The organism is Shewanella sp. AC34-MNA-CIBAN-0136 (assembly GCF_040309945.1).
Classification (GTDB): Bacteria; Pseudomonadota; Gammaproteobacteria; order Enterobacterales; family Shewanellaceae; genus Shewanella.
Genome location: NZ_JBEOPJ010000013.1, coordinates 1 through 14,517, shown reverse-complemented (window position 1 = coordinate 14,517; position 14,517 = coordinate 1). Strand labels below are relative to the sequence as shown.

The window sequence follows — 14,517 nt, the reverse complement described above, 5'->3', positions numbered from 1 at the left end:
AGTAATGAGTTAACCGCTTAAAGCGGTATGCGGCTAAGGCAATAAATGACCCAAGAGTCATCCAAGACAATATTAGGAGTCCAGCATGGATTTTAATTTAAACGAAGATCAGCGTCAGTTTGCTGATTTAGCCCGTCAATTCGCTGCCGAAGAACTCGCGCCATTCGCCGCCAAGTGGGATGAAGAACATCATTTTCCTAAAGACGTTATTCAAAAAGCCGGGGAACTGGGCTTTTGTTCTTTGTATTCGCCAGAATCAGAAGGCGGCATGGGCTTATCCCGGTTAGACGCTTCAATTATTTTTGAAGAATTAGCCCATGGTTGTACAGCCACCACAGCAATGTTAACTATTCATAATATGGCAACCTGGATGGTGACTACGTGGGGTACAGAAACCTTGCGCAAGCAGTGGTCAGAAGGCTTAACCACAGGGCAGTTATTAGCATCTTATTGTTTAACAGAACCTGGTGCTGGCAGCGATGCCGCTTCATTGCAAACTAAAGCTGTGCGTGATGGTGATGATTACTTGATCACTGGTTCAAAAATGTTTATCTCTGGTGCCGGTGAAACTGAGTTACTAGTAGTTATGTGCCGTACTGGTGAATCTGGCCCTAAAGGGATTTCAGCGATTGCCGTACCAGCAGATGCAGTAGGCGTCACTTACGGAAAAGCAGAAGATAAAATGGGTTGGAATGCACAGCCAACAAGAATGATCAGTTTTGAAAACGTGCGTGTACCGGCTGCCAATTTACTTGGTGAAGAAGGCCAAGGTTTTACCTTTGCGATGAAAGGCCTAGACGGCGGACGTATTAACATTGCCACCTGTTCAATTGGCACCGCGCAAGCTGCACTGACTCGCGCAACTCAATACATGAATGAGCGAAAGCAATTTGGTAAACCGCTGGCGGCATTCCAAGCATTGCAGTTTAAACTGGCTGACATGGCAACCGAATTAGTGGCTGCCCGTCAAATGGTACGTTTAGCAGCTTTTAAATTAGACACTCAAGACCCTGAAGCCAGCGCTTATTGTGCTATGGCGAAACGTTTTGCGACCGATGTAGGTTTCCAAGTGTGTGACGGTGCGCTACAAATTCACGGCGGTTACGGTTATATCCGTGAATACCCTTTAGAACGTCATTTCAGAGATGTGCGCGTGCACCAGATTTTAGAAGGCACTAATGAAATTATGCGCCTGATTATTGCTCGCCGTTTGCTCGCTAGCGATGCTCATCCGATCCTGTAATTAGCGGTTCCATTCGTGACTCACTAGCTTTAGCATAAGGACATAGCATTATGACTACACACCCTGCAATTCTAAAACATATAGTCGGCCACACGGCCATTTTGACTCTGAATAATCCGCCAGCTAATACTTGGACCGCTGACAGTTTGCAAGCGCTGAAACATATCGTGCTCGAACTGAATCAAAACAAAGATGTTTATGCGCTTGTGATCACCGGTCAAGGTGACAAGTTTTTCTCAGCAGGTGCTGATTTGAATTTGTTTGCCGACGGCGATAAAGACAATGCAGCTTCCATGGCAACACATTTCGGCGAAGCGTTTGAAGCCTTAAGTGCGTTTAGAGGTGTATCTATTGCAGCCATTAATGGTTATGCCATGGGCGGCGGGTTAGAAGTGGCATTAGCTTGTGATTTACGAATTGCAGAAGCGCAAGCCCAATTGGCATTGCCTGAGGCCTCAGTGGGTTTACTGCCTTGTGCTGGTGGCACCCAAAACTTAACCGCATTAGTGGGTGAAGGTTGGGCAAAACGGATGATTTTATGTGGCGAGCGTATTGATGCTGCGAAGGCTGAAAAAATTGGCTTAGTGGAAGAAGTCGTTGAACAAGGCCATGTCTTAGATGCCGCAGTGGCGCTAGCAGCGAAAGTGGCTAAGCAATCACCTAGTAGTGTCAGCGTATGTAAAACCCTTATTCAAGCTGGACGAACTATGCCGCGAACTCAAGCATTACCGCTTGAGCGTGAACTGTTTGTTGGCTTATTTAATACCGAAGATCAGGCTGAAGGTGTGAAGGCCTTTTTACAAAAACGCGCCCCAAACTGGAAGAACTGCTAATGACTCAAGATGTAATATTTCAAACCTTAGGCACGTTATCAGGTCAATCTATTGGCGTGGTAACTCTGAATATTGAAAAAGCACTTAATGCATTAACCCTCGACATGGTTGCAGCAATGCAAGCACAACTCACTAAATGGCAACAAGACGACAGTATTGCGTGTGTTGTGCTTGATGGCGCCGGCGAAAAAGCCTTTTGCGCTGGTGGAGATGTACGTGCCATTTACCATGCATCCATCGCCAATCCGAACAACATGACCACAGAGGCGTGTGAGTTCTTTACCCAAGAATACCAACTTGATTATTTACTGCATCAATTCGGCAAACCCGTTTTAGTGTGGGGTGACGGCATTGTTATGGGCGGTGGACTCGGGCTAATGGCGGGCGGGAGCCATCGTGTTGTTACCGAGCGTAGCCGTATTGCAATGCCTGAAGTGACCATTGGTTTATACCCAGACGTTGGCGGTAGCTACTTTTTAAACCGTATGCCGGGAAAAACAGGGTTGTTTTTAGGCTTAACCGCTTACAACATGAACTGTGCAGATGCGCTGTATGTCGGTTTAGGGAATCATCTTCTTAATAGCGATGAAAAAGAGCCGTTATTCGATGCCATGGCTGAACTGGCTTGGAGTCAAGATAGTGAGATAAACCATCAACTGCTAAGCGGATTGTTGACCAATATGAGTCAGCCACACTTAGCGGCATTATCCGTTAGCCAACTGCAACAATTTCAAGCACAAATTGATTTGTTGATGGCGGGTGACATCCTTGATGTGCATCATCAATTATCGACATTAAACACTGAGCTTGATTGGCTAAAACGAGCCCAAAAGACCGCGTTAGCTGGCAGTCCTATTAGCTGGCACTTGATTTTTGCTCAGGCAGAACTTGGCACAGAACTTAGCTTAGCTGATTGCTTTAAGTGGGAGTTAGGTGTGAGTGTCAATTGTTGCTCTATGGGTGATTTTTGCGAAGGTGTTCGCGCCTTACTGATTGATAAAGATCGCCAACCTAAATGGTTATTTGCAGATGTAGACGCAGTGGATGCGAATAAAGTGACCCAATTGGTTACCTCGCCTTGGGCTGAAGATAGACACCCATTAGCAGACTTTACTTAAAAAGGATTAACGAAATGGCAACAGTAGCATTTATTGGTTTAGGTAACATGGGTGGCCCAATGGCGGCCAATTTAGTTAACGCGGGTATGACAGTCACTGTGTTTGACTTAAACACTGTCGCAGTAGAAGCGTTAACGGCGCAAGGCGCACTCAGTGCTAAAACCGCGTGCGGCGCAGCGGCAGCCGCCGATTTTGTGATTACCATGCTGCCAGCAGGCAAGCATGTTCGCAGCTTGTACCTAGGCGATGACAATAATAAAGGTTTGTTAGATGTCGTGTCTAAACAGGCATTACTGATAGATTGCTCAACCATAGATGCCGACAGTGCCCGTTTAGTGGGTGCAAAAGCCGCCGAAAAGGGCATCGAATTTATGGATGCGCCAGTATCAGGCGGCACAGCAGGCGCGGCAGCCGGTACCTTAACCTTTATTTGTGGTGGTAGTGAAGCAGCCTATCAACAAGCGCAAACGGTATTAACGGTTATGGGCGGCAATATTTTTCACGCTGGTGTAGTAGGTGCAGGTCAAATTGCTAAAATTTGTAATAACATGCTGTTGTCTGTGTTAATGGTGGGTACTAGCGAGTCATTACAACTTGGTTTGGATAATGGTTTAGATCCTAAAGTGTTGTCTGATATCATGAAAGTCAGTAGCGGCGGTAACTGGACGTTAGAAAAGTACAATCCATGCCCAGATGTGATGGAGAATGTGCCGTCGTCAAAAGATTACCAAGGTGGCTTTATGGTTGACTTGATGGTTAAAGATTTAGGGTTGTCGCAAGAAGCGGCGGTCGCCTCTAATTCAAGCACACCAATGGGTTCTCTGGCTCGCAGTTTATATGTTAATCATGCTCGCCAAGGTCATGGTCGTCGCGATTTTTCGAGTATTTTTGAACAATTTTCAAAGAAAAAATAAAGGATTCAGTTGATGGAATTAAAAGATAAGGTTGTCGTCATTACTGGCGGAGCTGGTGGGTTAGGTCTCGCTATGGCGCATGATTTAGCTGCCCAAGGTGCTAAATTGGCGCTTATCGATGTTGATCAGGCTAAACTTGAACAAGCTTGTGCTGATTTAGGTTCTGTAACTGAAGTTCAAGGTTACGCCCTAGACATTACTGATGAAGAAGATGTGGTCTCTGGCTTTAAATTTATCGTTGAAGACTTTGGTAAAGTGAATGTGTTAATTAACAATGCCGGTATTTTACGTGATGGGCTAATGATTAAAGCCAAAGATGGCGTTGTCACCGATCGCATGTCGTATCAGCAGTTTCAGTCTGTCATCAATGTTAACTTAACTGGCACTTTTTTATGTGGACGTGAAGCCGCAGCAGCGATGATTGAAACCAAGCAAGCAGGGGTAATTATTAATATCTCTAGCGTTGCTAAAGCCGGTAACATGGGGCAATCTAACTACTCAGCGTCTAAAGCAGGCGTTGCTGCAATGTCGGTTGGGTGGGCAAAAGAGTTAGCCCGTCATAATATTCGCAGTGCCGCTGTGGCTCCTGGTGTTATTGCTACCGAAATGACCGCAGCGATGAAACCTGAAGCATTAGAGCGTTTAGAAAAAATGGTCCCAGTAGGGCGCTTAGGTCAGCCTGAAGAAGTGGCTGCAACCGTACGTTTTATTATTGAAAACGATTACGTTAACGGCCGTGTATTTGAAATTGACGGCGGTATTCGCTTATAAGCGATAGAGTATATTCATTGTGCTCATTATCTGTTCGCTCAGCGCAATATAACGCGTTGCGCACTTTCATATAATGAATGTGATTGGTATTCCCTGCATTCAGTTTGTTATGATGTTGTCACGCCGAGCTTATGCTCGGCGTGATTTTTTTACTTTTAAGGATTAATGACGTGGCGAAGTTAGAATACCTGCTTAAAAAAATCATGCTAATCGTAGGCATTCTGGGCGTGATTATTATCTATGGCGGTTTTTTGTATTTATTGTTTTCAGGTCGCTCGACTGCGGCGCTCCCGTGGTTTTTACTCATTTCACCGTGGATTTGTGTTTACTTTGGCTTAACCCACGTACAGCAAGTGGCTGTAATACAGTGGTTTACTCATAAATTTAGTTTCAAAAAATCGACTAAGTAGCTCTATTATGTCTAGCTTATCCGCATTTTTATCAAGGTTTTCTATCGCTTTATATACCTTAATTGCCTTGGTCGCCTTTGCTGCCAATTCAGTTTTGTGTCGTATGGCATTATCGACCCAACAAACTCCGGCACTCATTGATCCCAGTAGTTTTACTGCTATTCGTTTAGTTGCTGGTGCGTTGGTATTGTGGTTATTAATGCTGTTGCGAGGTACTAAAACCACAGTGAGTAACTCTGCTAGTCGTGGCAGCATGTTTGCGGGTGGATTACTGTTTATCTACGCGGTGACTTTTTCATACGCCTATGTGCTACTCGATACCGCCACTGGTGCGTTGATTTTGTTTGCCGCGGTGCAAATTAGCATGATGTTAATCAGCTATGTTCAAGGCCAACGCTTAACCCTACTTGAATGGATTGGCGCATTATTGGCTTTTAGTGGTTTTGCTTATTTAGTGTTGCCCGGCGTGAGTGCGCCTTCGATGACCGGCTTAGTGCTAATGGCGATCAGCGGCTGTGCTTGGGGTGGATATACTTTGCTTGGCAAAAAGTCAGTTAACCCATTATTTGATACAGGTTATAACTTTATTCGCAGTTTACCTCTGGTCGCGGTGATGATATTGGTGGTGTGGCTCTTACCTCAATTAACCTCAGCGCCACAATTAACCTCAGCGCCACAATTAGTCTCAATACCACAAACAACGGTATTGTCTGCCAAAGGAGTGTTGTTAGCCTTCTTATCAGGTGCAATTGCTTCGGGTATTGGTTATGCGTTGTGGTATCAAGCATTGCGTGGACTCACATCAACCCATGCCGCGGTTTTACAATTAACGGTACCTGTGATTGCCGCAGTGGGCGGTATTCTCTTTTTAGATGAAATGATCAGTTTTCATCTAGGTGTATCGGCTGGCATTATCTTTGTTGGGATTGCATTGGTTATCTTTGCCAAAGCCCATCCAGTTAGCCAGCGAAATGGTCAGTAAAACGGTATATAAGTAAACAAATAGTTGAGCAATAAACATCAGTTAAAACCAAGTGACTTACACATACATAACTCAATAAAATAAATGATTAACGAGGTTATATGAGCAATTCAACACCGTATCCAATTGGTACACCAGGTCAAAAATGGACCGATGCAGATAAAGCACAATGGTTAGCACAAGTTGCCATAAAGCGCTCATATCAAGATGAAGTGGTGAGTAAACTGGCTCAGATTACTGGTCCGTTTGAACAAGTACAATACGGCGCATTATCTTATGACGCTGATAAGTATCCACTGTTTGCATTTAAATCTCAGCAGTGGGATAGCAATAAAAAAACCATTCTTGTGACCGGTGGGGTACACGGTTATGAAACCAGCGGTGTTCATGGCGCGATTCAGTTTTTAGCCACTAAAGCACAGGATTATACTCAGTATTTTAATGTGGCCATCGCGCCGTGCATTAGCCCTTGGGGTTATGAAACCGTTAATCGCTGGAACCCGAAAGCCATCGATCCTAATCGCTCTTTTTATGCCGATAGCCCAGCAGAAGAGTCTGCTGCATTGATAGCATTTGTCGCGAGTTTAGGTGAGGTATATGCCCACATTGATTTGCATGAAACCACCGACACTGATGAGTTAGAGTTTAGACCTTTGCTGTCTGCACGTGATGGCGTTGAATACGATAAAGGCATTATTCCTGACGGTTTCTACCTAGTCGGCGACAGTGATAACCCAACTCCAGCGTTCCAAAAAGCAGTGATTGATTCAGTGGCTAAAGTGACTCATATCGCGCCTGACGATAATGGACAATTAATTGAAGTACCGATTGAGCAATTTGGGGTGATTAACTATCCGGTCAAAAAACTCAGTTTATGTGCTGGTATTACTGACAATCACTTCAATACCACCACAGAGGTTTATCCAGACAGTCCAAACGTGACAGCGCAAGAATGTAACGATGCTCAAGTCGCCGCTATCACTGGTGGATTGGATTATCTTATTGGTTATTTGAAGCTCTAAAAAACGTTAAGTGATATAGACGATTACAAGCGATGCCGTTGTCGTCTAGACATATTTTAGTATAATGGCGGTGAGTCGCTGTTTGAATGGAATCTAAAAGACTCATTGCTGTTAAAACCTGTGGTTCCTCGGTTATTGATTAGCCTCCTCGCTAGTCGCCTATTTTTTATTAATAAAGGATTAAAATGAAAAATACTCTGTTGCTATGTCTATTCTGTTTATTGATGACGCCCCATCTTGCACACGCCAAAGCGGGTTTAATCTCTTTCGGTGGTGAAAACATTGTACCTGTTGTGGCACTTCCTGATGATCCACGTTTTCAAACACAAGATGGTGAATTCATTGATGTAGGTTATATCTATAAATCTGTTGATATATTGTTTCTACCACTGTGGAATTATGATGGCCGTTTTGCTGGAATGTTGTCACAACAAGACTTGTATATAGACTTAACCCCCTTGGAAGTCACTGGACTCGTTTTAGAGGCTGGCGTGGTATTACCTCAAGCTCCATACCTCGATTTCTGGCATCGTATCGGTGGGAAAATAGTTTTTTTACTGCTTTGTGGCTCATTAGCACTTTACGTTAGACAGCGCATGCAAAAAAAGGCGGCTTATTTTAGCTCGTTAGCGACTGGGCGTGAGCGATTGAAAGATATCTTAATCAATAGCAATGACTTTACTGAGTTAGACCTATCTGTTATTGAGACAGAAGGTAAACCCAAAGTTGAAGGCATAGCATTTATTGCGGCGAAAAAGTATTTTAACAATATTATTTCAATATCTGTAATTGATATGGGTAAGGTGTCAATTGAGCAAGTTCAAGCTCAGCATGAGCAGTTATTTACTGCGTTACTTGGGTTGAAGAAAACCCTAGGGATGACGTCTCAAAGTACGATTCATTATCTGTATTTTACTTTTGACAACACTCCATCAAAAGCAGACATCAGTATATTGAAAGCATTGAGAAAACGTCAAATCACCAAAGCAACTAATTTAATTCCAATTATTATCGATTTTGATGCGCAGATGATTGATAGTGCTGTGGGTGTATATCCGTCTAAAAAAATTCTACAAAACTGCTTTTCCCAAGCTGAAACTCTCTCAGATGATGTGGCTGAACCTGCAAAGGTATAATGTAATTAAGATTTTTACTAAACGGTTCACAAGGTTATGGTTGATGCCGAAAGCGGCTCTAGGTTTTCGGCATTAAATCAACGCTGACGCATTATCGCTATTTAGACATTTATAATGACGCGCAAATACTTCTTTCATCACCGTCACATCTCAAAACGGGCAGTATTTGTATCATTGCTAGGTTGATAATTAGGCCAAAAATCCTTACACTGTCGCGCTTCGTATTTACCTCGGCTCTGCCGTATGCCAGTTTCAATATCATTTTTGTTTGCTTGAGTCATATAGATGTCAACTCGAGCAAGTAGACTACAATTTGATATGGGCTTTAACACACAACACGATTTGGAATTTCATTTTGATTACAACAGCTAACATCACGATGCAGTTTGGCGCTAAGCCACTGTTTGAAAATCTCTCAGTAAAATTTGGTGGCGGTAATCGCTACGGTTTAATTGGCGCGAATGGTTGTGGTAAATCCACCTTTATGAAAATCCTTGCCGGTGATTTAGAGCCATCAAGCGGTAACGTCTCTATAGATGTTAACGAACGCATGGGTAAATTAAACCAGGACCAGTTTGCCTACGAAAACTTTTCAGTAGTCGATACTGTGATCATGGGCCACAGAGAACTGTGGAAAGTAAAGCAAGAACGTGACCGTATTTATTCTTTACCTGAAATGAGCGAAGAAGACGGCATCAAAGTGTCTGAGCTTGAGATGGAATTTGCTGAAATGGACGGTTACACTGCTGAATCTCGCGCAGGTGACTTACTACTAGGTGTAGGTATTTCCATTGAGCAACACTTTGGTTTAATGAGTGAAATTGCTCCAGGTTTTAAATTGCGTGTGTTATTGGCGCAAGCACTATTCTCAAATCCAGATTTACTGCTACTTGATGAACCTACCAACAACTTGGACATCGATACTATTCGTTGGTTACAAGACATGTTGAATCAACGTAACAGCACCATGATTATTATTTCGCATGACCGTTATTTCTTAAACTCAGTGTGTACTCACATGGCTGACTTAGATTACGGTGAGTTACGAGTGTTCCCTGGCAACTACGACGAATACATGATGGCTGCACAGCAATCACGTGAACGTTTAATGAGTGACAACGCCAAGAAGAAAGCGCAAATTGCTGAATTACAAACCTTCGTAGCCCGTTTCTCTGCTAACGCATCTAAAGCGAAACAAGCTACATCACGCGCTAAGCAAATTGATAAAATTAAGCTAGATGACATCAAAGCATCAAGCCGCGTCAATCCGTTTATTCGTTTTGAACAAGAAAAGAAATTGTTCCGTAATGCATTAGTGGTTGAAAACTTAGCCAAAGGTTACGACACACCATTGTTCAGCAAACTTAACCTAATGGTTGAAGTGGGTGAACGTATTGCTATCTTGGGTCAAAACGGTGTGGGTAAAACCACCTTGTTACGTACTTTAGTACATGATATCCCGCAAGACGATGGCACCATTAATTGGTCTGAAAATGCCAATATTGGTTACTACGCCCAGGACCATGAAGCAGATTTTGCTAATGAAATGACCTTGTTCGAGTGGATGAGCCAATGGCGCAAAGAAAATGACGATGATCAATCTGTACGCGGTATTTTAGGCCGTATGTTGTTTGGTGCAGATGACATTAAAAAGTCAGTTAAAGTATTATCTGGTGGTGAGAAAGGCCGTATGTATTTCGGTAAACTTATCATGCAAAAGCCGAACATTTTATTACTCGATGAGCCAACCAACCACATGGACATGGAATCTATTGAGTCGTTAAACAACGCGCTTGAAAAATACGAAGGGACGTTAATGTTCGTGTCTCATGACCGTGCATTTGTATCGTCACTAGCCACTCGTATTCTTGAAGTGACTCCTAACGGAATTAATGACTTTAAAGGCACTTACGACGAATTCTTAGTGAGTAAAGGTATTGACGCGTAATTCTGGTTTTATAACCAGTACTGTCAGTAACCAGCATTGTTTGTAACCAATGCCCACTGATTAACACCATTAGCCCTGAACAATTGTTCGGGGCTTTTTGTTTTTATTTATTCGGCTAGGCCATATACTCTAGTGATATAAATCAATGACATTCTCCAGCACAGGCATCTACTTTATGAGCATCACCCTTGAACAAGTCGCATCAACCTTGAATGAACTGCAATGTCGTACTAATTTTAATATTAAGAATGTCACCGAATACATGCTACCTGAGTTAAAAGAGCCGGTTTATTTGCATGTAGAAGGAAAAACGCCATTACTGATCATTCGTCCGGCATTTGAAGTTTTTTCCACTGAGCTGGCTACGATTGACGGGGTACACGCGAAATATGATTACTATCACAATGCTCAAATGACCCGATTTCCAACTCGTCGTAACAAAGGCTTAAGTGAAATTCATTACGGTTTAGCATTTCGGTTTGATACCACAGATGCAATCAAATTATTTATTAATAGGTTGATTGAAATAGTAAGAGGATAAATAACCTCATTAGGAGTGCCGCATCATGACAGAGCAATTTAATATCAATCAATTTAATTGTTCCATTAATGGTAAAGGACAAACTCTGATTTGGGCTCATGGGTCAACCGGCAGTATCCAAAGTGAAGATGCGATTGGTTTATATGCCTGGCATCGGTTTCCTAAAAAATTACAGCTTATTCGCTATGATGCCGTCGGCCATGGCTTATCTTCTGCCGGTAAGTGCGTAGAAGACTATTTATGGCCAGAACTGGCCAATGACATGATAAGTATCGCGACGCACTTTAACCCAACGCCATCGCTTATTTTAGGTGGCCAATCAATGGGCAGTGCTACGTGTTTGTTCGCAGCATTAAAACATCCGCATAAGGTAAAAGGGTTAATCTTGATGAACCCGCCCACAGCATGGCATGCTCGTGCAGCACAAGTAGGCGAATATCATAAAATGGCCAAAGCAGCGCGCATTTTTGGTGGTAAAGGTTTAGCTAAAATAAACGCTAAACATTGGGATAAATTACTTCCAAGTTGGCTGATTAATGGTCATGAACATAGTGTATTAGGCATGCTCGACGGATTAAAACTAATGACACGTCAAACGCTAGATCATTTGTTTCGCGCTGCCGCCCTTAACGACCTGCCCAGTAAGCAGCAACTTGCCGAACTGACCATGCCAACCCTGATTTTAGCGTGGCACGGCGACAAGACCCATCCCATAGAAACTGCCATTCAATTACATGCCACAATACCTAATTCGACCTTACACATTGCAGCCTCGATAGATGAGGTTAATGAATGGCCTGAATTGATCAGTGAGTTTTGCCTCAGTTTATAAGTTGTTATTGATGGTCTAAAAATAGTGTTTAGTTTGTTTATCGCTGCAACCATTCACGATAAAAACATTCATTGATTTTATTGTCCGACAATGTCGTAAGTATGGCGTTAACGCAGGTGGAATAACTTTCACTATTCAATTATATGTATTTAAAGCATTATTAAATTAAAAGAAACTAAATTAGCTGTGAGCAAGATCTGAGTTTGTTGTAAATAACTTACCAAAATCTATTAATCTAGTTTATGGTTCAGTGAAGAAAAATTTACTTATCGCAAGTGTTTTAAAAAGGATGATGTATGAATTGGCAATGGATTAGCAACCTCAATATTTCGCGTAAACTGGCCTTACTTGTCATTCCCCCTTTATTAACCAGTATTTTATTCGGTGGTATGTACCTTAATAATGAGTACAAAACTCAGCATCAGTTAGCACTGGTTATTGATTTAACCCAGGTTGCCATTATCAATAGCTCCTTAGTACATGAACTGCAAAAAGAGCGAGGTATGAGTGCCGGTTTCCTCGGCTCTAAAGGACAAGCATTTAAAGACAATTTAGTGACTCAACGTGCTCAAACAGACATACAAATTCAACGTTTTAATCTTGTTGCTCAGCAAGACGATTTTCCGCAACAATTACAATCCACATATAATGAAGTTGCTTCAGCATTTAATCAGCTAAGCCAAATGCGTAATAATGTCACGGCCCTTAACATCAGTGTCGCAGAGCAAGTTAGTTATTATACCCGCATTAACACCCTATTATTATCTATGGTTGATAATGCAGCTAGTCAGAGTGTTGATAGCCAAATAGGTATAACACTCAAAGCGTTCGCAGCATTTTTACAATTAAAAGAACGCGCAGGAATAGAGCGAGCAGTACTCAGCACAACTTTTGGTCGCAGTGAGTTCCCTCCTGGGTTATATCGAAAGTTTGTCACTTTGGTGGCGGAACAACAAACTTATGCCGAACGGTTTATTGCCGCAGCTAGCCCAGAAAACATTCGCATTTTTAAACAAGCCCAACAAGACAGTGCTATGGCAAATGTTAGTCAACTTCGTGAAATTGCTTTTGCACAAGACAGCGCTGCAATGGCGCAGCAAAGCCCTGAAGATTGGTTTAAAATAGCAACGGTACGTATTGAGCTGTTAACTCAGCTTGAAAAACAATTCAGCCAAGATTTGTCGCAATTAAGCCAAGACAAATTGTCACAAGCAACTGAGCATATGTATCTCACAGGCGCGGTGTTATTGCTGGCTCTGATTTTTGCTATTGTGATGAGCATGGTTGTTTCTCGCTATTTGCATCGTAGTTTAAGTCAGCTACACAAGCAGATATTGCATGCTGGTACTCAGTTTGATTTAACCACTCGCTTAAGCCATCAATCTGATGATGAGTTTGGCCAAATCTCGATAGCATTTAATCAAATGATGGCAGAATTTGAACACGTTATTACCCACGTACGTCAAAATGCATTGAGTTTGGTTCATGCCGTTGAACAAATGAATGGCTTTACTCGTTCAATGCAAGCCGATGTTGAACAAGGTTCGTCAGAAGCCGAACAAGTTGCATCTGCTATGACAGAAATGAGCGCAACCGTCCATGAAATTGCTGCCAATGCGGTACAGGTTTCAGAAGCTTCAGCCAATGCCAATATCGAAGTGCAGAGTGGCAACAATGATGTCAGTAAAACTAGCGATGCGATTCAATTGTTGGCTAAAGAGATAGCTAATGCCGCACAAAGTATTGAACGTTTAGATAAAGATGTACAAGATATTGTGACCATTTTAGCGGTCATCAGCTCTATTGCTGACCAAACTAATTTACTCGCATTAAATGCGGCAATTGAAGCTGCTAGAGCGGGTGAGCAAGGAAGAGGTTTTGCCGTTGTTGCCGATGAGGTTCGTACTTTAGCTCAGCGATCACAACGTTCAACAGAAGACATTAAAGCGATGACCGAGCGCCTTAAAGCGGGTGCAGCCACTGCCGTCAGTGCTATGCAGCGAGGCCAAGTACAAGCACAACAAAGCGTTACAGAGTCACAACATGCAGGCAATGAGCTTAAATTGATTGCTCAACACGTTAGCGTGATTGACAGCATGAACCAACAAATTGCCGCTTCAACACATGAACAATCGGCCGTAGCAGAAGAAGTAAATCGTAATGCGATGAAAATCACCGATATCTATCACCATACGCAGGAAATATCACAACAGATTGCTTTGCTCAATGACAACCTATTAAGTGATGCCAGTGACATGTCACAACAAGTCAGCAAATTTATCCTTTCTAAAAGCTAAGGCGATAAATCGATAACAAGCGGTAACAAGCGGTAACGAGCGATAACAAGCGATAACAAGCGGTAAGGGCGATAACAAGCGAACGAGCCTAGATGCTAGAACGCTTCGCTGCTAGAGGCTATAAAAGCTTGAGCGACTAAGTCTGAAGGTTTTTTGCTACACCACGGATCCAACTATTGTCCGCTCTTATAGCCGCGCAGCGTCTAGCAGGACGAAGTCCGCCCTAGTCTCTAGGCTATAAATTGATAACAAGCGATAACAAGCGGTTAGGGCGATGACAAGCGAGAGAACAGCGAACGAGCCTAGATGCTAGAACGCTTCGCGACTAGAGGCTATAAAAGCTTGAGCAACCAAGTCTGAAGGTTTTTTGCTACACCACGGATCCAACTGTTATCCGCTCTTATAGCCGCGCAGCGTCTAGCAGGACGAAGTCCGCCCTAGTCTCTAGGCTATAAATTGATAACAAGCGG

The 14,517-nt window shown here is 42.8% G+C and carries 13 protein-coding genes; all 13 read left to right on the top strand.

What is annotated here, in order from left to right:
- Positions 1 to 85: 85 nt before the first annotated feature.
- The 13 genes from AAEY94_RS13650 (at position 86) to AAEY94_RS13590 (ending at position 14,047) form a co-directional block, all read left to right on the top strand.
- Positions 86 to 1,243, top strand: a complete 1,158-nt coding sequence (locus tag AAEY94_RS13650) for an acyl-CoA dehydrogenase family protein (protein ID WP_101086691.1) — start codon at positions 86 to 88, stop codon at positions 1,241 to 1,243.
- A gap of 50 nt (positions 1,244 to 1,293) precedes the next feature.
- Entirely contained in the window at positions 1,294 to 2,076 is a 783-nt protein-coding gene (locus AAEY94_RS13645) for an enoyl-CoA hydratase (protein ID WP_162023460.1), read from the top strand.
- Positions 2,076 to 3,194 carry an enoyl-CoA hydratase/isomerase family protein gene (locus AAEY94_RS13640; RefSeq protein WP_192115251.1) on the top strand — a complete coding sequence of 373 codons (1,119 nt, stop codon included), beginning with the start codon at positions 2,076 to 2,078 and terminating at the stop codon, positions 3,192 to 3,194. Before AAEY94_RS13645 ends, AAEY94_RS13640 begins: the two co-directional genes overlap by 1 nt.
- Positions 3,195 to 3,208: 14 nt before the next feature.
- A complete protein-coding gene (gene mmsB, locus AAEY94_RS13635) occupies positions 3,209 to 4,108 on the top strand; it encodes a 3-hydroxyisobutyrate dehydrogenase (protein WP_350979049.1) in 900 nt (299 codons plus the stop codon).
- Positions 4,109 to 4,120: 12 nt separating this feature from the next.
- A complete protein-coding gene (locus AAEY94_RS13630) occupies positions 4,121 to 4,879 on the top strand; it encodes an SDR family oxidoreductase (RefSeq protein WP_011636818.1) in 759 nt (252 codons plus the stop codon).
- A gap of 203 nt (positions 4,880 to 5,082) precedes the next feature.
- Entirely contained in the window at positions 5,083 to 5,289 is a 207-nt protein-coding gene (locus AAEY94_RS13625) for a hypothetical protein (protein WP_101087206.1), read from the top strand.
- A 7-nt stretch (positions 5,290 to 5,296) separates the two neighbouring features.
- Positions 5,297 to 6,271, top strand: a complete 975-nt coding sequence (locus tag AAEY94_RS13620) for a DMT family transporter (protein WP_350979048.1) — start codon at positions 5,297 to 5,299, stop codon at positions 6,269 to 6,271.
- Between the two features lie 101 nt (positions 6,272 to 6,372).
- Positions 6,373 to 7,293, top strand: coding sequence for a M14 family metallopeptidase (locus tag AAEY94_RS13615; protein ID WP_350979047.1), 921 nt, complete (start codon positions 6,373 to 6,375; stop codon positions 7,291 to 7,293).
- 185 nt (positions 7,294 to 7,478) lie between these two features.
- Entirely contained in the window at positions 7,479 to 8,429 is a 951-nt protein-coding gene (locus AAEY94_RS13610; protein WP_350979046.1) for a hypothetical protein, read from the top strand.
- A 355-nt stretch (positions 8,430 to 8,784) separates the two neighbouring features.
- The gene (locus AAEY94_RS13605; protein ID WP_101086698.1) at positions 8,785 to 10,377 is read left to right on the top strand and encodes an ABC-F family ATPase; all 1,593 of its coding nucleotides are present in this window, start codon (positions 8,785 to 8,787) and stop codon (positions 10,375 to 10,377) included.
- A 175-nt stretch (positions 10,378 to 10,552) separates the two neighbouring features.
- Complete coding sequence (locus AAEY94_RS13600) at positions 10,553 to 10,918, top strand: hypothetical protein (protein WP_162023454.1); 366 nt, start codon at positions 10,553 to 10,555, stop codon at positions 10,916 to 10,918.
- 25 nt (positions 10,919 to 10,943) lie between these two features.
- Positions 10,944 to 11,750 (top strand): alpha/beta fold hydrolase, encoded by an 807-nt coding sequence (locus AAEY94_RS13595; protein WP_350979045.1) that lies wholly within the window; start codon positions 10,944 to 10,946, stop codon positions 11,748 to 11,750.
- A 296-nt stretch (positions 11,751 to 12,046) separates the two neighbouring features.
- Positions 12,047 to 14,047 carry a methyl-accepting chemotaxis protein gene (locus AAEY94_RS13590; RefSeq protein WP_350979044.1) on the top strand — a complete coding sequence of 667 codons (2,001 nt, stop codon included), beginning with the start codon at positions 12,047 to 12,049 and terminating at the stop codon, positions 14,045 to 14,047.
- The last annotated feature ends 470 nt before the right edge of the window (positions 14,048 to 14,517 follow it).

What these genes read in the sequence shown, in the direction of transcription:
- AAEY94_RS13650 (WP_101086691.1), top strand. Translation starts at nt 86, where the DNA reads ATGGATTTTAATTTAAACGAAGATCAGCGTCAGTTTGCTGATTTAGCC.
- AAEY94_RS13645 (WP_162023460.1), top strand. Translation starts at nt 1,294, where the DNA reads ATGACTACACACCCTGCAATTCTAAAACATATAGTCGGCCACACGGCC.
- AAEY94_RS13640 (WP_192115251.1), top strand. Translation starts at nt 2,076, where the DNA reads ATGACTCAAGATGTAATATTTCAAACCTTAGGCACGTTATCAGGTCAA.
- mmsB (WP_350979049.1), top strand. Translation starts at nt 3,209, where the DNA reads ATGGCAACAGTAGCATTTATTGGTTTAGGTAACATGGGTGGCCCAATG.
- AAEY94_RS13630 (WP_011636818.1), top strand. Translation starts at nt 4,121, where the DNA reads ATGGAATTAAAAGATAAGGTTGTCGTCATTACTGGCGGAGCTGGTGGG.
- AAEY94_RS13625 (WP_101087206.1), top strand. Translation starts at nt 5,083, where the DNA reads ATGCTAATCGTAGGCATTCTGGGCGTGATTATTATCTATGGCGGTTTT.
- AAEY94_RS13620 (WP_350979048.1), top strand. Translation starts at nt 5,297, where the DNA reads ATGTCTAGCTTATCCGCATTTTTATCAAGGTTTTCTATCGCTTTATAT.
- AAEY94_RS13615 (WP_350979047.1), top strand. Translation starts at nt 6,373, where the DNA reads ATGAGCAATTCAACACCGTATCCAATTGGTACACCAGGTCAAAAATGG.
- AAEY94_RS13610 (WP_350979046.1), top strand. Translation starts at nt 7,479, where the DNA reads ATGAAAAATACTCTGTTGCTATGTCTATTCTGTTTATTGATGACGCCC.
- AAEY94_RS13600 (WP_162023454.1), top strand. Translation starts at nt 10,553, where the DNA reads ATGAGCATCACCCTTGAACAAGTCGCATCAACCTTGAATGAACTGCAA.
- AAEY94_RS13595 (WP_350979045.1), top strand. Translation starts at nt 10,944, where the DNA reads ATGACAGAGCAATTTAATATCAATCAATTTAATTGTTCCATTAATGGT.
- AAEY94_RS13590 (WP_350979044.1), top strand. Translation starts at nt 12,047, where the DNA reads ATGAATTGGCAATGGATTAGCAACCTCAATATTTCGCGTAAACTGGCC.